Origin of the sequence: Streptomyces sp. NPDC008139, assembly GCF_042957025.1 — a bacterium.
In the GTDB taxonomy this organism is placed as follows: domain Bacteria; phylum Actinomycetota; class Actinomycetes; order Streptomycetales; family Streptomycetaceae; genus Actinacidiphila.
Genome location: NZ_JBIBHM010000015.1, coordinates 152,921 through 168,489 on the forward strand (window position 1 = coordinate 152,921; position 15,569 = coordinate 168,489).

The window sequence follows — 15,569 nt, forward strand, 5'->3', positions numbered from 1 at the left end:
ACGCCGGATCAGCACCCGCCGAGCACCCCCCGCCGGACGCAGTCCGGCTCAGCGCCACGAAGCCGGTGAGGCCCCCCGGGGGCCGAGCCGCGCGAGCGGCGCATCAAAAGAAACCAGCCCAGTGACGGCGACGCGCCCCCACCCCCGACACAACCCCCGCCACGCCGGATCAGCACCCGCCGAGCACCCCCCGCCGGACGCAGTCCGGCTCAGCGCCACGAAGCCGGTGAGGCCCCCCGGGGGCCGAGCCGCGCGAGCACCGCATCAAAAGAAACCAGCCCAGTGACGGCGACACGCCCCCACCCCCGACACAACCCCCGCCACGCCGGATCAGCACCCGCCGAGCACCCCCCGCCGGACGCAGTCCGGCTCAGCAAGGGTGCGGCTTTTGGCGGGAACAGCAAAGGGCCGCACCCCCTTGCGCGGGGTGCGGCCCTTCACGGCGGGGTCAGACCGCGATGGCGACCTCGGACGGGGCGCCCTGCTGGGCGACGACGGTGCGGTCGACGGTGGCGCCGGGGACGAGGGCGCGGAGCGTCCAGGTACCGGGGGCCGCGAAGAAACGGAACTGCCCGGTCGCGGAGACCGGCACCTCGGCGGTGAACTCGCCGCCGCCGTCGAGCAGCCGGACGTAACCGGTGACCGGCTCGCCGTCGCGGGTCACCGACCCCTGGATGATCGTCTCTTTCGCCACGTCAACTCCTGCCAGATCGGGCCCACCGGCCTTGGCTCCACACATAACGTTCAGTCCTCCGGGGTCAGTTGGAGCCGAGCTCGATCGGAACGCCGACCAGCGAGCCGTATTCCGTCCACGAGCCGTCGTAGTTCTTGACGTTGGCCTGGCCGAGCAGCTCGTGCAGCACGAACCAGGTGAGCGCGGAGCGCTCGCCGATGCGGCAGTACGCGATGGTGTCCTTGGCCAGGTCGACCTGCTCCTCGGCGTACAGCGCCGTCAGCTCGTCGTCCGACTTGAAGGTGCCGTCGTCGTTGGCGTTCTTCGACCACGGGATGTTGCGGGCGCTCGGCACGTGGCCGGGGCGCTGCGACTGCTCCTGCGGGAGGTGCGCCGGGGCGAGCAGCTTGCCGGAGAACTCGTCGGGCGAGCGGACGTCGACCAGGTTCAGCGAACCGATCGCGGCCACGACGTCGTCGCGGTAGGCGCGGATCGAGGTGTCCTGCTCCTTGGCCTTGTACGTGGTCGCGGGGCGCTCGGGCACGTCCACGGCCAGGTCGCGGGAGTCCAGCTCCCACTTCTTGCGGCCGCCGTCGAGCAGCTTCACGGAGTCGTGGCCGTACAGCTTGAAATACCAGTAGGCGTAGGAGGCGAACCAGTTGTTGTTGCCGCCGTAGAGCACCACGGTGTCGTCGTTGGCGATGCCCTTGGCGGACAGCAGCGCCTCGAAGCCGGCCTGGTCCACGAAGTCGCGGCGGACCGGGTCCTGGAGGTCGGTCTTCCAGTCGATGCGGACGGCGTTCTTGATGTGGTTCTTGTCGTAGGCCGAGGTGTCCTCGTCGACCTCGACGATGACCACCTTGGGGTCGTCGATGTGGGCCTCGACCCAGTCGGCGTCCACCAGGACGTCACTGCGGCTCATCTTGTTTCTCCTCCGGGGCAGTACGGATGTGCGGTGCGCGACGGGCGCGCGGGGCTTGCGAGAGATACGCGATGCGCGTGATGCGCGGGGATTCGCCTGGCAGGCAGGGGAGGCAGGCTGCGCCGGGGGCCGTTGCGGCCGGCATCGGCACGGAGGAACCGCCACCCCTAGGGCATGCGACAGAGCATGGCGGCGACGCGGCACAGGTCGACTGCCCGCCGCTTCGTGAGATCCGCCTGTCGCTTCATGGTCCCGATCGTAGGGATATCAACCCGTAGGTGTCACCGTCGTGTCATATACCGAGACAAGATTGTCCGCATGGCGGGATTACCATGTCGCGCAACCCGTGTCGCGGCCCGTCCGGCGGCCTGCCGACGGCGTACGAGCGGCTTAATACCCCAGGGCGGACCGTTCCGAACCACCCGATCGGGCGATACGGTCACCCCGCCCACCTGCGAAGGACTGCGGTACGGACACCGCCGTCTCAGTTGGCGAGAACGACGTTCTTGCCGCCCGCCGCCACCGACAGCCCGTCCGGCGTGCTGGTCACGGACGTCAGCGCGATCCCGGAGGGGAGGTGGGTGAGCTGCCGGGTGAAGTCGATCTGCTGCCGCACCTGGTCCTCAAGGCCCAGTTCGGTGAACGCCTTCGGCAGCTCCGCCGCCTGGAGGCCGATCTCGTCGGCGCCGCGCACCGTCACCTCGCTGAGCACGCTCAGCCTCGCGCCCATGAACTCGCCGGTGATCTTGACCAGCGCGCCGCCGTCCTTGCTCTTGGCATCCCCCGCGGACGAGACCGTGATCCCGGTGGGCGCGGCCTTCGTCAGGTCCTCGTAGGTGAGGAAGGCGATGCCGTCGGCGGTGTCCGCGACCGCCCGCCGGTAGCTGTCGGAGAGCCGTACGCCGTGCAGGTCGGCGTGGAAGGAGTCGATCCGCAGGGTCTGCTCGCCGTTGCCCGCCGCGATGTCCCTCGCGGAGATCTTGACCTCGTCCAGCTTGCCGCTCGCGGCCTGGGTGAGAAACGGGAAGCCCTCGATGGACACCTTCGGCTTGGTGGTCAGGCCCTCGGTGAGCGCGGCGCGGTCGGCGGCCTTGTTCTGCGCCACCGACACCGTGATCCGGTCGGCCGCGACGAAAAGGCCGCCGAGGATCACCAGGACGATCAGAACTGTCCGCGCCACTCGCATGTGCTGTCGCTCCCCGCTCGTTCCCCGCTGATCTCCCCTCAGCCCTGACGGCGGGGCAGACCCGACGGTTCCCCGCGCGGCCAACCGTTACCGCGGCTCAATCCGCCCTTCACACGGTGCGCACGTGACCTGTGCGCTGCCTGTGCGAACAATTCACCGCCCGCGCGGACGGATCACCGTCCGGCGGACGGATCACCGCGCGGGCGGATCGAGCCGGTGGTCGCCGTCAGCCCGTGAGGACGCGGCCGAGGATGTAGACGGCCGGGGCCGCGGCGGTCAGCGGCAGCGCCACACCCGCGGTGAAGTGCACGAAACGGGACGGGAAGTCGTAGCTGGCGACCCGCAGGCCGATCAGCGCGCAGACACCGCAGGCCGCGGCGATCAGGACGGCGTCCCCGCCGCTCATCCCGGTGGCCGGTCCGGTGGCGAAGCCGGTGGCCGCGGCGGCCAGCAGCGCCACGACGACGGAGGCGGCGCCCGGCAGCGGCAGGGCGCGGACGAGGGCGGCCAGGGCCACCGCGACGGCGCCGACCACGACCGGATCGGACCCGGCGTGGGAGGCCGCGGTGGCGAGGTAGCCCGCCGCGACGACCGTGAGCAGCGTGGACGCGGAGGTCGCCGTCAGCGAGGACATGCGTTCGTCGGCCGAGCCGTGGTGCCGCAGTTGCAGAACGAGCACGAGGAGCAGCCATACGCCGAGAGTGCCGATCAGCACCGCGGGACCGTGGTCGTCACCGGCGATCAGCAGGCCGATGTCGGCGGTCACGCCGGACAGGAACGCCAGCGCGATGCCCTGCCGGGCGGGCCACATGCCGTTGAGCCGGAACCATCCGGCCGCCGTCACCGCCTGGAGCACCACCAGCAGCACCGCGAGGCCCGGCTTGCCGAGCGCCGCGCCGCCCGCCATCAGCAGGCCGAGCGCCGCCGTCAGCGCCGCGGGCTCCAGCCCGGGGGCGATGATCGGTGAGCCGGTCCTGACCGGTGCCTGCGGCTGCCCCTGGGCCTGGGACTGCCCCTGGCCCTGGTCGCCGTGCCTGCCCGGCGTCTGCTGCGGCAGGCTCTCGACCACCGGCAGCACGGCGGTCTGCTCGACCCCGCCCGCCTGCGGGTGCGGGTGCGCCGCCCCCTGGGCCCAGTCCGCGCCTCCCGCGTGCCCGCCCCACGCGTCCCCGGGCGTCGGCGGCGCGTACGGCGCCCCCGGCTCCGAGTACGGCGGCATGGGCCCGGCCAGCGGCTCCGGCACATACGTCCGGCCCCCGTCCGGGTGGTCCCCGTACTCGCGGGCGCCATACCCCTCGTCGTGGCCGCCGACCGGATAGACCCCGGCCCCCTGACCCGCGTGCCGCCCGCCACCGTCCTGACCGTCACCGGCGTACGCGCCACCGGGCGCCGCATACCCCTGGCCCGCGTACCCCTGACCCGCGTACCCCTGACCCGCGGGCCCGCCGGGTGCCTGGCCGCCGTACGAACCGCCGCCGGTTCCGCCGGTCCCGGCGTCCTGGCCCGCGCCGTGCCCGCCGCCCGGATACGCGGCCCCGCCGTTGTCCCCGGGCGCTCCGTACCCCGCGGCCGAGTAGCCGTCGGGCGCCTGGCCGCCGTACGGGCCACCCTGGGTGCCGTACCCGGAGTCGTGTCCCTCGGGCGCGTAGGAGCCGGGGGCGTAGGAGCCGGGCGCGTCGGCGCCGTAGGTGCCGCCGTGGCCCTCGGCCGGGTACGCGCCGGGGAGCTGACCGCCGTAGCCGGGGTCGTAGCCACCGCCGGTAAGCGCGTCACCCGGGGCCCGGTGCCTGGCGTGGTTCGGGTCGGACGGGGAGCGGCCGTTGTGGTCGCCCTGGGCGGTGTCCGGGTCCGCGGGCCGCCGGCCGGATTCGTCGCCGGGCTGGAAGCCGTGCCATTCGTTGGTCATGTCATCCTCCCGCGAACGGTGGGAGGACCTCCACCGTGCCGCCGTCGGCCAGTGCGACCGAAGTGTGGTCCCGGGTGCCGACGGGGTTGCCGTCGACGAGGTAGGAGCTGCGCAGCAGGACGCGGGCGAACTCCGGGCGCTGGGCGTGCCGTTCGCGTGCGGCGGCCAGGGCGTCGGCGAGGGTCGCCGCGCGGTACGGCTCCTCCGCCGTGCCCGCGGCGGCCTTGGCGGCGGCCCAGTAGCGGATCGTGCCCGCCGCCGGGCGCGCGGCCGTGTCGGGTGCGGCCATCGCGGCTCCGTCCTTCGTTCTGTCCTGTGCTCGTCGTACGTGCCACTCGCCGTGCGTGTCTGACGTGTGGTGCGGCGTCCATCATGGCCCGTCCACGTCACCTCGCGGGAACGCGGCCCGTCAGCCAGTCGCCGATCCGGCGCAGCAGCGCGTCGTCCGCGGCGTTCTCCGCGTGGCCGAAGCCTGGTTCGATCCACAGCTCCGCCCGGTCGCGCCCGGCCGCGTCGGCCAGGGAGAGCGGGTGGTCCAGCGGGAAGTAGCCGTCCCGGTCGCCGTGCACGATGAGCAGCGGGATGTCCGGGTCGATCAGCGGGACGGCCTCGACCGGGGAGAGCGGCACCGGGTCCCAGTCCGCCGCGCGGATGCGGGTCTTCAGGCCGAGCCGCGAGACCAGGCGGCCCGCCGGGCGGGTGATCGCCCAGTGCACGCGGCGCATGGGCGCGGTGCCGCGGTAGTACCAGCGGGCGGGCGAGCTGACGGAGACGACCGCGTCCACACGCGCCGGTGAATGCGCCGTCGTGCGCCCGTCACGCGCCGGGCGCACGACCCCCCGCCCGTCCACCCGCACATTCCGTCGTACGTCCTCACGCACGCCGCCTTCACGTACACCGGCCCCGCGTACGTCCTGGGGCCCCGCCGCCGAGCACACCGCCGCGTGCACCGTCTGTCCCGCCGCGTGCCGCAGCACCACGGAGCCGCCCATGGAGAAGCCGACGGTGGCCACCCGCCGGTAGCCGAGGCGGCGGGCCCAGGAGACGGCCGCGTCGAGGTCGAGCACTTCGAGATCGCCGACCGTGGACAGGCCGCCGGACCGCCCGTGACCGCGGAAGGAGAAGGTCACGACACCGGCCGAACCGCCGAGGACACGGGCGGCCCTGCGCACCGCGGGCCGCTCCAGCGCACCGGTGAATCCATGGGCCACGACGATCGCCAATTCGCGCACTTCGGCCATCGATTCGCGCACTTCGGCCGCCGATTCACCCCTCGAATCGGCGCCCGATTCACGGGCCGTTTCGACGCGCCGGACATCACCTGTTCGGTCCGCCGTATCGACCGCCGATTCCGTGTCGGCGGGCCGGTGTTCCGCCTCGATCCGTACGCCGTCGGCCGTCAGGAGCGTTCTCCGCCCAGCGGCATTACCGTCGCCGGAAGTGATCGGTGCTACACGGAAACGCTGGTCATCGGTCTCGGCAGGGCTGTCCATGTGGGCTATTCTTCCGTGCAAGAGGACCTGGGCAATGTCGCCCCCGGGTCCTTTCGTGCTTTCCGGCACGAGGTACGTCCTCGCAGGGACCGAGGAGGGTTCGGAAATGAGCAAGCGCACCGCGTGCGGAAACCGCGCACAGCCACGAGCACACCGACGAAACGTCCGGACGACCGACGGGAGCTGCCGGTGAGTTCTCTCCTGCTTCTGACCAATGCCCTCCAGCCCTCCACCGAAGTGCTGCCCGCGCTCGGGCTGCTGCTGCACAGCGTCCGCGTGGCGCCCGCCGAGGGCCCGGCCCTGGTGGACACCCCGGGCGCCGACGTAATTCTGATCGACGGCCGCCGCGACCTGCCGCAGGTGCGCAGCCTGTGTCAGCTCCTGCGCTCGACCGGGCCCGGCTGCCCGCTGATGCTGGTCGTCACCGAGGGCGGACTCGCCGCGGTGACCGCGGACTGGGGGATCGACGACGTGCTGCTGGACACCGCCGGTCCCGCCGAGGTGGAGGCCCGGCTGCGGCTGGCCATGGGCCGCCAGCAGATCACCACGGACGACAGCCCGATGGAGATCCGCAACGGCGACCTGTCGGTCGACGAGGCCACGTACAGCGCGAAGCTCAAGGGCCGAGTGCTGGACCTGACCTTCAAGGAGTTCGAGCTGCTGAAGTACCTGGCGCAGCACCCGGGCCGGGTCTTCACCCGCGCCCAGCTCCTCCAGGAGGTGTGGGGCTACGACTACTTCGGCGGCACCCGCACGGTGGACGTGCACGTACGGCGGCTGCGGGCCAAGCTCGGCGTGGAGCACGAGTCGCTGATCGGCACCGTCCGCAATGTCGGATACCGCTTCGTGACCCCGGAGAAGGTCGAGCGGGCCGCCGAGGAGGCCGCCAGGAGCGAGGCCGCGCAGGGCCGTGGGCCGCAGCGCGCGGACGAGCCCGCGGACGTCCCCGTCGAGCGGCTGAAATCCGCCGAACAGACCGTATGACGAGCCATGTGACGACTGGATAGACACGCGTAGACTGCGCGACGTGCCCAAGGTGACGCGTGACGACGTGGCAAGGCTGGCGGGGACGTCCACCGCGGTCGTCAGCTACGTCATCAACAACGGACCCCGGCCGGTAGCCCCGGCCACCCGCGAGCGCGTGCTCGCGGCCATCAAGCAGCTCGGCTACCGCCCGGACCGTGTGGCCCAGGCGATGGCGAGCCGCCGTACCGACCTCATCGGTCTGATCGTGCCCGACGCGCGCCAGCCGTTCTTCGCGGAGATGGCGCACGCGGTGGAACAGGCCGCGTCGGACCGCGGGAAGATGGTGCTGGTCGGGAACTCCGACTACCTCGACGAACGCGAGGTGCACTACCTGCGGGCCTTCCTCGGCATGCGGGTCTCCGGGCTGATCCTGATCAGCCAGGGCCCCAGCGAGAACGCGGCGACCGAGATCGACGCCTGGGACGCGCGCGTGGTGCTGCTGCACGAGCGGCCCGAGGCGATCGACGACATCGCCGTGGTCACCGACGACATCGGCGGCGCGCAGCTCGCCACCCGCCACCTGCTGGAGCACGGGCACGCGTACGTGGCCTGCCTCGGCGGCATGGAGAAGACGCCGGTGATCGGCGACCCCGTCACCGACCACGTGGTCGGCTGGCAGCGGGCCATGCAGGAGGCGGGGCGGTCCACGGAGGGCCGCCTTTTCCAGGCCCCGTACAACCGGTACGACGCGTACGAGGTCGCGCTGGGCCTGCTGGCCGGGCCCGACCGGCCGCCGGCCATCTTCTGCGCCACCGACGACCAGGCGATCGGCGTGCTGCGCGCCGCGCGTGAGCTGCGGATCGACGTGCCGGAACAGCTCGCGGTCGCCGGGTTCGACGACGTGAAGGAAGCCGCGCTCGCCGATCCGCCGCTGACCACGGTCGCCTCCGACCGGCAGGCGATGGCCAGGGCGGCGGTGGACGCGGTGCTCGACGACTCGCTGCGGGTGCCGGGCGCCCGGCGCGAGCGGCTGCGGCAGTTCCCGTCCCGGCTCGTGGTGCGGGGGTCGTGCGGCTGCCACGGGTAGCCGCGGGAGCGGGGGCGTACGGTCGCCGCGCGTAGCCGTACGCGCGGCGGTGTACGGGCTGCCGCGGGCGGCCGGGACCGGGCGTTCCCGATCTTGTTCATATGGGGCATACCCACTTCTGCCGGGCTTCTCAGCGAGTGCTCAGGAAGCTCTCATCTTCCGGGCACAGAGTCATTGTCATGACCGAGAGCAGCCGCACCGGCGGCGAACACCAGAACCCGGACGAACCGCAGCTTCCGCTCTACTTCGGCAATGAGGCCCCCCAGGTCTCCGAGCCGGAGGCCCCGCAGTACCGCCAGGCCCCCGACTACGACGCCCCCTCCGCGACCGGCTTCCCGCCGCCGCCCCCGTACGACCCCGCCACGCCCGCCGTCGCCGGGGCGTCGCCCGCTCCCCGCCGCAAGGCCCGCAAGCCCGTCGCGCTGTTCGCCGCCGTCGCGCTCGCGGCCGGTGTGATCGGCGGCGGCGCGGGAGCCCTCATCGGCAACGCGACGCACGACAACGGCACGACGACGACGGCCAGTTCCGCGGTCAACGCGAGCGTCGTGAACGGCAGCGTCAGCAGCGTGGCCAAGGCGGTCAGCCCCAGCATCGTCGAGATCAACGCGACGTCCGGCGCGGGCAAGTCCACCGGCGCCGGTGTCATCATCACCAGCGGCGGCGAGATCATCACCAACAACCACGTGGTCGCCGGATCGAACTCGGTGTCCGTGACGTACAGCAACGGCAAGACGGCCACCGCGACGGTGGTCGGCACCGACTCCGCCAAGGACCTCGCGCTGATCAAGGTGCAGGGCGCCAGCGGGCTGCCCGCGGCCACGCTCGGCGACTCCTCGAACATCGCCGTCGGCGACTCGGTGGTGGCCATCGGCTCCCCCGAGGGCCTGACCGGCACCGTCACCAGCGGCATCGTGTCCTCGCTCAACCGCGACGTGACCGTGTCCACCGACGAGAACCAGGGCCAAGGCCAGGGGGGTCAGGGCAACGGCCAGTGGCCGTTCTCCTTCGGCGGCAACCAGTACAACGGCGACACCGGCAATTCCACCACCACGTACAAGGCGATCCAGACCGACGCCTCGCTCAACCCCGGCAACTCCGGCGGCGCCCTGATCAACATGAGCGGCCAGATCATCGGCATCAACTCCGCGATGTACTCGGACGCCTCCTCCTCGGGCAGCAGCTCCGGCAGCGTCGGCCTCGGCTTCGCGATCCCGATCAACACCGTGAAGGCCGACCTCGCGAGCCTGCGCGCGGGCGGCACCAGCGGCAGCAGCACGACCGACAACAACGGCAGCAGCAACGGGAACGGCAACGGGAGCAGCAGCAGCGGTAACAGCAGCGGCGGCTTCGGCGGCTTCTGAGCCCGCGGGACCGCCGACCCGCGGAACCGCTGAGGGGCCGCCCTCGCCTCTCCGCCTCACCGTCCCTCCGCCTCACCGTCCCCCCGTCCCCCCGTCCCTCCGTCCCTCCGGAAAGAACGGCACCGCCCCGAACCACCCTGGGAGAACGCCATGAGCAGCAGCACCCTCACCGTCAGCGCCAACCGGCTGCGCCGCGCCCTCAGTGCCGTCGTCTCCTGGAGTCCGCACAGCGCGGCCGTCGCCACCGGGCCCGCCGATCTCGACCTGCCGCTCGCCCACGTCGCGGCCGGCGCGGCCCGCGACGCGGCGGCGGACCGGGCCGTCCGGCAGGAGGCGGCCCCGCGCCCCGCCGAGGTCTCCGCCTCCGCGAAGCCCGTGAGCCGCGCGCACCGCGGGACCGCACGACGCGGCACGCGCGCCGTGCGACGCTGAGAGAGTTCCGGCACCATTCCGATGTCCGTCAGTGAGGTACCCGACACCATGAGCCCCGGCGACAGCGGCGAGGCCCCCGCCCGCATCCTGATCGTGGACGACGAGCCCGCCGTACGGGAGGCCCTGCGCCGCAGCCTCGCGTTCGAGGGGTACGACACCGCCCTGGCAGCGGACGGGCTCGCCGCCCTCGACCAGGCGGAGGCGTACCGCCCCGACGCGATCGTGCTCGACGTCCTCATGCCGCGCATGGACGGCCTCACCACGGCGCGCCGGCTGCGCGCCACCGGAGTGACCACCCCGATCCTCATGCTCACCGCGCGGGACACCGTCGGCGACCGCGTCACCGGCCTCGACGCGGGCGCCGACGACTACCTCGTCAAGCCCTTCGAGCTGGACGAGCTGCTGGCCCGGCTCAGAGCCCTGCTGCGGCGCAGTTCCTACGCCGCCGTCGGCCACGAAGGCGACGGTGGCGGCCACGCGCTCACCTTCGCCGATCTGCGGATGGACACCACCACCCGCGAGGTCACCAGGGACGGGCACCCGGTCGAGCTGACCCGGACCGAGTACACCCTGCTGGAGCTCTTCCTCACCCACCCGCGCCAGGTCCTCACCCGCGAGCAGATCCTCAAGTCCGTCTGGGGCTTCGACTTCGAGCCCTCGTCCAACTCCCTCGACGTCTACGTCATGTACCTGCGGCGCAAGACCGAGGCGGGCGGCATGCGACGGCTCGTCCACACGGTACGAGGAGTGGGGTACGTCCTGCGCGCCCCGGACGGCGGCCACGCGTGAAGCGGCTCCCCCTGAGGTCCCGGCTCACCATCCTCACCGCGGCGGCGGTGGCCGTGGCGGTGGCGGTGGTGTCGCTGGTCTGCTGGCTGCTGGTGCGCGACCAGCTCATGAGCGAGCTGGACAAGTCGCTGCGCCAGCCGGACATCGTGCCGGTGCAGCAGATCTCGCGCACGCTCAACACCCAGGGCTGCCAGTCGAGCGTTCCGGCGATGAACAGCGCGCAGGGCGCCAACGGCGGCTCCGTCGGCTTCATCACCACCAACACCCTGGCCCAGGTGGTGCTCTCCGACGGCACGCCCTGCTGGGTGCAGGGCCGTACGACCATCCCCGTCGGCTCCGCTGACCACGCGGTCGCGGACGGCCAGCGACGCGACGCCCTCCACACGGTGACCGCGCCCAACGGCCAGAAGCTGCGCGTCTACACCTCACAGGCACGGATCAATCTCCAGCCGGCGGCGATTTCCGTGGCGCGGCCACTGAGCGATGTCGACCGCCCGCTGACCACCCTGGCCTGGGTCCTGCTGGCCGTCGCCGGGATCGGTGTGGTCGGCGCGGCGAGCGCGGGGCTGTGGATCGCGCGGACGGGGCTGCGGCCGGTGGACCGGTTGACCGAGACCGTCGAGCACATCGCCCGCACCGAGGATCTGAACGTCAACATCCCGGTGGAGGGCGAGGACGAAATCGCCCGGCTGAGCGCGTCGTTCAACGCGATGACGGCCGCGCTGGCGTCGTCGCGCGACCGGCAGCAGCAGCTCATCGCGGACGCGGGGCACGAACTGCGCACGCCGCTCACGTCGTTGCGGACCAACATCGAGCTGTTGGAGCGCAGTGAGGCCACCGGCCGGGCGATCCCGCCGGAGGACCGCAAGGCGCTGATGGCGTCGGTGAAGGCACAGATGACCGAACTGGCCTCGTTGATCGGCGACTTGCAGGAGCTGTCGCGCCCCGACGCCGTACCGACCCTTGAGGTGGTGGCGCTGCACGAGAGCGCGGAGACGGCGCTGGAGCGGGCGCGGCTGCGCGGGCCCGACCTGAAGATCAGCGCGGAGCTGGCGCCCTGGTATGTGCGGGCGGAGCCCGCCGCGTTGGAGCGGGCGATCGTCAATCTGCTGGACAACGCGGTGAAGTTCAGCCCGCCCGGCGGCGGGATCGAGGTGCGGCTGGCCGACGGGCAGCTCACCGTACGCGATCACGGACCGGGCATCCCGGAGGACGAACTGCCGCATGTCTTCGAGCGGTTCTGGCGGTCGCCGTCGGCACGGTCGCTGCCGGGCAGCGGGCTCGGGCTGTCGATCGTGGCGCGCACGGTGCAGCAGTCGGGCGGCGAGGTCGCGCTGACCCGGTCGCCGGGGGGCGGCACGCTCGCCGCCCTCCGGCTGCCGGGAGCGCCGACCGCGCCGCCCGAGGGGCCCGCCGTGTCGTCCGGCGGCTCCACCGTATTCGCCGGTTTCGAGGAATGACCGGCGTGCTCTGAGCCCTACTTGATGACGGTGACCCGGTCGGCGGCGGGCGGGGCGAGGGGCGCCGCGGCCGTGGAGTGGGCGGTCAGGTAGTTGGCGAAGGCGGCCAGGTCGTCGCCGCCGATCAGCAGGGACGTGCCCTGGGCGAGGACGGGGAAGCCGTCGCCGCCGCCGGTCAGGAAGTTGTTCATCGCGACGCGGTAGCTCGCGGCCGGGTCGATCGGGGCGCCGTTGAGCTTGACGGAGTCCGCGACGACGCGCGCCGCACCGGACTTGGTCAGGTCGAGCGTGTAGGTGAGCCCGGCCGAGATCTGGAGGATCTTCGTCGCCGCCTCGTTCGGCCCGCTGACCTGCTGCTGGAGCGCGGTCACGAGCTGCGCGCCGGTCAGCGTCTCCAGGTTCACGGTGTTGCTGAACGGCTGTACGGCGAAGCCCTCGGCGTAGGTGACCACGCCGTCGCCCTCGCTGCCGGAGGCCGCGTAGACCAGGTCGGTGCGGATGCCGCCGGGGTTCATGAACGCGATCTGCGTGGTCGGGTCGAGGGTCTTGGCGTATTCGAGCTGCGCGTCGGCGATGAGGTCGCCCAGCGGCGTCTCGTTGGTGCCGGTGCGGCCGATGTCGCCACTGATCCAGCCGACGGTGCGGTTGGCGATCGGGGCGGCCAGCGCGTTCCAGCGGGTGATCAGCGAGGTCATGTCGGCGGCCTTGGGCTGGACGCGGTCCACGACGTGGTTGCTGCCCTTGACCGAGGTGCGCACGATGTCGCCGGTGCGCTTGTCGACCTTCATGTCCAGCTCGGTGTAGAGCCGCCCGAAGGACGAGGCGCTGGTGACCAGCCGGGGCTTGCCCGCCGGGTCGGGGATGGTGCAGACGTACGCGTTGTGCGTGTGGCCGGTGACCAGCGCGTCGACGTCCGGCGAGATCTTCTTCGCGATGTCCACGATCGGGCCGGAGATGCCGGTGCCGGGACCGCCGCTGTCGCAGTCGTAGTTGTAGGTGCCGGAGACCGGGAAGCCGCCCTCGTGGATCAGCGCGACGACCGACTTGACGCCCTGCTTGCGCAGTTCGGCCGTGTACTTGTTGACCGTCTCGGCCTCGTCGAGGAACTTCAGGCCCTTCACACCGGACGCGGTGACGATGTTCGGGGTGCCCTTGAGGGTGACGCCGATGAAGCCGACGCGGACGCCCTTGACGTTCTTGATCGTGTACGGGGCGAGCAGCGGGCGGCCGGTCTTCTCGTTGACGACGTTCGCCGACAGGATCGGGTAGTCGGCGCCCTTGAACTTCTTGCCCTTCTCGTAGCAGCCCTCGACCGGGTGGCAGCCGCCGTTCTGGAGACGGAGCAGTTCGTCCTTGCCCTCGTCGAACTCGTGGTTGCCGACGCCGGTGACGTCGAGGCCGATCTTGTTCATCGCCTCGACGGTGGGCTCGTCGTGGAAGAGGCCGGACAGCAGCGGGCTCGCGCCGACCAGGTCACCGGCGGCGACGGTCAGCGAACGGTCGTGGCCCTTGCGGGCGTTGCGCAGGCTGGTCGCCAGGTACTCGACGCCACCGGCGTCGATGGTCTTGACGGTGCCGTCGGCCTGCTGCTCGGTGACGCGGCCGGAGGAGCCGGCCGGGGGCTCCAGATTGCCGTGGAAGTCGTTGATCGTCAGCAACTGGAGGTCGACCGTGTTGCCGGACTGCCCGTGGCCCGGCTTTCCGGGGTGGCCGGGCCGGTCATGGCCGCCACCGTGCTGGGCGGGCCCGGCCGCGACAAGCGCGCCGACGGCCACGAGCCCGACGGCCGCGACGGAGATTCTGCGCGTCAGAGACATGGATCCCCTCGGATCAAGGACTGGCGTCGGCTGGGGTCAGCCGACGCCAGATGAAGTCAACAACTGGTCAAATACGGGTCACGCGGAGGGCAGCATAGAGTCAACGCGCGTAGCGCGGCAGGGGGGCGGGGGTTAAGACCCGGTTACCGCCCGGTGGGCCGGGATCGTCCGGGGGAGGTCCGGTGGCGCGATGTCGCCGTACGGGTCTCACGATGCGAAACGAACTGTCTCAAACTGCGGAGCAGCCGCCATAGTTGGATGCACCACCCACTCACCGAGGAGGTGCTTCCGACGTGCGTCGTTGGATCATGCTGGCGCTGGGAACGGCCGCGCAGACCGCGGCCTGCGCCTTCGTGTACGGGGTCCCGTATCTGGCCGACGAACTGCGCGGACAGCAGGGGCTGAGCCTCACGCAGGTCGGTTTCCTGGTGGCGTGCCCGACCGCGGGTCTGGTGCTCGCGCTCTACCTGTGGGGCGCGGCGGCCGACCGGTGGGGCGAGCGGGTGGTGATCGCGCTCGGCCTCGGCATCGCGGCCTGCGCCCTCGGCGGGGCCGCCTGGGCCGCGCACGGCATGGTCGCGCTCGGCGCGCTGCTGGTACTGGCAGGCGCGTCCGGCGCCTCGGTCTACTCGGCCAGCGGACGCCTGGTGATGGGCTGGTTCTCCGCCGAGGAGCGCGGGCTGGCCATGGGCATCCGGCAGACCTCCACCCCGCTGGGCATGGGCGTGGCCGCCCTCGCCATGCCGCCGCTGGCCGCCGCGCACGGGCTGCGCGGCGCCTTCGGCTTCCTCGGCGCGATCTGCGCCGTCATCGCCGTTCTGATCGCGGTCTTCGCCGCCGACCCGGCGCGCGCCGAGGCCGCCGCGGCGGGCCCCGCGCCGAACCCGTACCGCGGGTCGCGGCTGCTGCCCCGCATCCACGGGTCGGCCGCGCTGCTGGTGATCCCGCAGTTCACCGCGGGGGCCTTCGCGCTGGTGCTGCTGGTCGACGTACGCGGCTGGTCGCCGGTGCACGCCGGGCAGCTCATCGCCGTCGCCCAAGGTCTGGGCGCGGTGTCCCGCATCCTGGTCGGCCGCTGGTCGGACCGGGTCGGCGACCGGCTGCGGCCGATGCGGCAGCTCGCCGTCCTGACCGCCGCCGTGGTGGCCGCCACCGCCGTGAGCACCGCCTTCCCCTCCCCGCTCACCCCCGTCCTGCTGGTCGCCGCCATCGCGATCACCTCAAGCACCAACGGCCTGTCCTTCACCTCCACCGCCGAGCACGCGGGCCCCGCCTGGTCGGGACGCGCCCTCGGGGTCCACAACACCGGCCAGAATCTGACCGCCGCCGTCGTCCCGCCGGTCATGGCCGCGGTCATCTCGGCCACCGCCTACTGGCCCGGCTTCGCCCTCGCCGCCGCCACGACCTGCGTCTCCGCCGTCCTCATCCCGATCCCCCGCCGCGCCGCCCCCTCCGACGCCGAGGCCGCCCGCCGGTA

Annotated in this window: 15 protein-coding genes; 7 read left to right on the forward strand and 8 right to left on the reverse strand. The window is 72.3% G+C overall.

The annotated features are described in order from the left end of the window. Positions 1-448 precede the first annotated feature (448 nt). From ACFZBB_RS29150 to ACFZBB_RS29180, 7 genes are all read right to left on the reverse strand, one after another. Positions 449-739 carry a DUF1416 domain-containing protein gene (locus ACFZBB_RS29150; RefSeq protein ID WP_355341914.1) on the reverse strand — a complete coding sequence of 97 codons (291 nt, stop codon included), beginning with the start codon at positions 737-739 and terminating at the stop codon, positions 449-451. A gap of 19 nt (positions 740-758) precedes the next feature. Beyond that, positions 759-1,595: a sulfurtransferase gene (locus ACFZBB_RS29155; RefSeq protein ID WP_355341911.1), complete on the reverse strand. Its 837-nt coding sequence runs from the start codon at positions 1,593-1,595 to the stop codon at positions 759-761. A gap of 167 nt (positions 1,596-1,762) precedes the next feature. After that, positions 1,763-1,843, reverse strand: a complete 81-nt coding sequence (locus tag ACFZBB_RS29160) for a putative leader peptide (protein ID WP_355342331.1) — start codon at positions 1,841-1,843, stop codon at positions 1,763-1,765. Positions 1,844-2,079: 236 nt separating this feature from the next. After that, on the reverse strand, positions 2,080-2,781 hold the full coding sequence (locus ACFZBB_RS29165; protein ID WP_391128411.1) for an LmeA family phospholipid-binding protein: 702 nt from the start codon (positions 2,779-2,781) through the stop codon (positions 2,080-2,082). Positions 2,782-3,007: 226 nt separating this feature from the next. Continuing rightward, positions 3,008-4,687 (reverse strand): hypothetical protein, encoded by a 1,680-nt coding sequence (locus ACFZBB_RS29170; RefSeq protein WP_391128414.1) that lies wholly within the window; start codon positions 4,685-4,687, stop codon positions 3,008-3,010. A 1-nt stretch (position 4,688) separates the two neighbouring features. Next, a complete protein-coding gene (locus ACFZBB_RS29175; RefSeq protein WP_391049740.1) occupies positions 4,689-4,976 on the reverse strand; it encodes a MoaD/ThiS family protein in 288 nt (95 codons plus the stop codon). 97 nt (positions 4,977-5,073) lie between these two features. Continuing rightward, a complete protein-coding gene (locus ACFZBB_RS29180; RefSeq protein ID WP_391128417.1) occupies positions 5,074-5,928 on the reverse strand; it encodes an alpha/beta fold hydrolase in 855 nt (284 codons plus the stop codon). Positions 5,929-6,369: 441 nt separating this feature from the next. On the opposite strand from ACFZBB_RS29180, the gene ACFZBB_RS29185 reads away from it, so the two are divergent. The 6 genes from ACFZBB_RS29185 (at position 6,370) to ACFZBB_RS29210 (ending at position 12,275) form a co-directional block, all read left to right on the forward strand. Further along, positions 6,370-7,164 (forward strand): winged helix-turn-helix domain-containing protein, encoded by a 795-nt coding sequence (locus ACFZBB_RS29185; RefSeq protein WP_391128420.1) that lies wholly within the window; start codon positions 6,370-6,372, stop codon positions 7,162-7,164. 43 nt (positions 7,165-7,207) lie between these two features. Beyond that, positions 7,208-8,233 (forward strand): LacI family DNA-binding transcriptional regulator, encoded by a 1,026-nt coding sequence (locus ACFZBB_RS29190; RefSeq protein WP_355341893.1) that lies wholly within the window; start codon positions 7,208-7,210, stop codon positions 8,231-8,233. A gap of 179 nt (positions 8,234-8,412) precedes the next feature. Continuing rightward, positions 8,413-9,594: a trypsin-like peptidase domain-containing protein gene (locus ACFZBB_RS29195; RefSeq protein WP_391128423.1), complete on the forward strand. Its 1,182-nt coding sequence runs from the start codon at positions 8,413-8,415 to the stop codon at positions 9,592-9,594. Positions 9,595-9,744: 150 nt separating this feature from the next. Continuing rightward, positions 9,745-10,026, forward strand: coding sequence for a hypothetical protein (locus ACFZBB_RS29200; protein ID WP_391128426.1), 282 nt, complete (start codon positions 9,745-9,747; stop codon positions 10,024-10,026). A 48-nt stretch (positions 10,027-10,074) separates the two neighbouring features. Further along, complete coding sequence (locus tag ACFZBB_RS29205) at positions 10,075-10,815, forward strand: response regulator (protein ID WP_391128545.1); 741 nt, start codon at positions 10,075-10,077, stop codon at positions 10,813-10,815. Next, entirely contained in the window at positions 10,812-12,275 is a 1,464-nt protein-coding gene (locus tag ACFZBB_RS29210) for an ATP-binding protein (protein WP_391128429.1), read from the forward strand. Before ACFZBB_RS29205 ends, ACFZBB_RS29210 begins: the two co-directional genes overlap by 4 nt. Positions 12,276-12,292: 17 nt before the next feature. On the opposite strand, the gene ACFZBB_RS29215 is transcribed toward ACFZBB_RS29210, so the two are convergent. Further along, positions 12,293-14,092 carry a 5'-nucleotidase C-terminal domain-containing protein gene (locus ACFZBB_RS29215; RefSeq protein WP_391128432.1) on the reverse strand — a complete coding sequence of 600 codons (1,800 nt, stop codon included), beginning with the start codon at positions 14,090-14,092 and terminating at the stop codon, positions 12,293-12,295. A gap of 293 nt (positions 14,093-14,385) precedes the next feature. Here ACFZBB_RS29215 and ACFZBB_RS29220 point away from each other — a divergent pair. Further along, positions 14,386-15,569, forward strand: a 1,184-nt coding sequence (locus ACFZBB_RS29220) for an MFS transporter (protein WP_391128435.1), incomplete at its 3' end; no start/stop codon positions are given.

What these genes read in the sequence shown, in the direction of transcription:
- ACFZBB_RS29150 (WP_355341914.1), bottom strand. Translation starts at nt 739, where the DNA reads ATGTGTGGAGCCAAGGCCGGTGGGCCCGATCTGGCAGGAGTTGACGTG.
- ACFZBB_RS29155 (WP_355341911.1), bottom strand. Translation starts at nt 1,595, where the DNA reads ATGAGCCGCAGTGACGTCCTGGTGGACGCCGACTGGGTCGAGGCCCAC.
- ACFZBB_RS29160 (WP_355342331.1), bottom strand. Translation starts at nt 1,843, where the DNA reads ATGAAGCGACAGGCGGATCTCACGAAGCGGCGGGCAGTCGACCTGTGC.
- ACFZBB_RS29165 (WP_391128411.1), bottom strand. Translation starts at nt 2,781, where the DNA reads ATGCGAGTGGCGCGGACAGTTCTGATCGTCCTGGTGATCCTCGGCGGC.
- ACFZBB_RS29170 (WP_391128414.1), bottom strand. Translation starts at nt 4,687, where the DNA reads ATGACCAACGAATGGCACGGCTTCCAGCCCGGCGACGAATCCGGCCGG.
- ACFZBB_RS29175 (WP_391049740.1), bottom strand. Translation starts at nt 4,976, where the DNA reads ATGGCCGCACCCGACACGGCCGCGCGCCCGGCGGCGGGCACGATCCGC.
- ACFZBB_RS29180 (WP_391128417.1), bottom strand. Translation starts at nt 5,928, where the DNA reads ATGGCCGAAGTGCGCGAATTGGCGATCGTCGTGGCCCATGGATTCACC.
- ACFZBB_RS29195 (WP_391128423.1), top strand. Translation starts at nt 8,413, where the DNA reads ATGACCGAGAGCAGCCGCACCGGCGGCGAACACCAGAACCCGGACGAA.
- ACFZBB_RS29200 (WP_391128426.1), top strand. Translation starts at nt 9,745, where the DNA reads ATGAGCAGCAGCACCCTCACCGTCAGCGCCAACCGGCTGCGCCGCGCC.
- ACFZBB_RS29205 (WP_391128545.1), top strand. Translation starts at nt 10,075, where the DNA reads ATGAGCCCCGGCGACAGCGGCGAGGCCCCCGCCCGCATCCTGATCGTG.
- ACFZBB_RS29215 (WP_391128432.1), bottom strand. Translation starts at nt 14,092, where the DNA reads ATGTCTCTGACGCGCAGAATCTCCGTCGCGGCCGTCGGGCTCGTGGCC.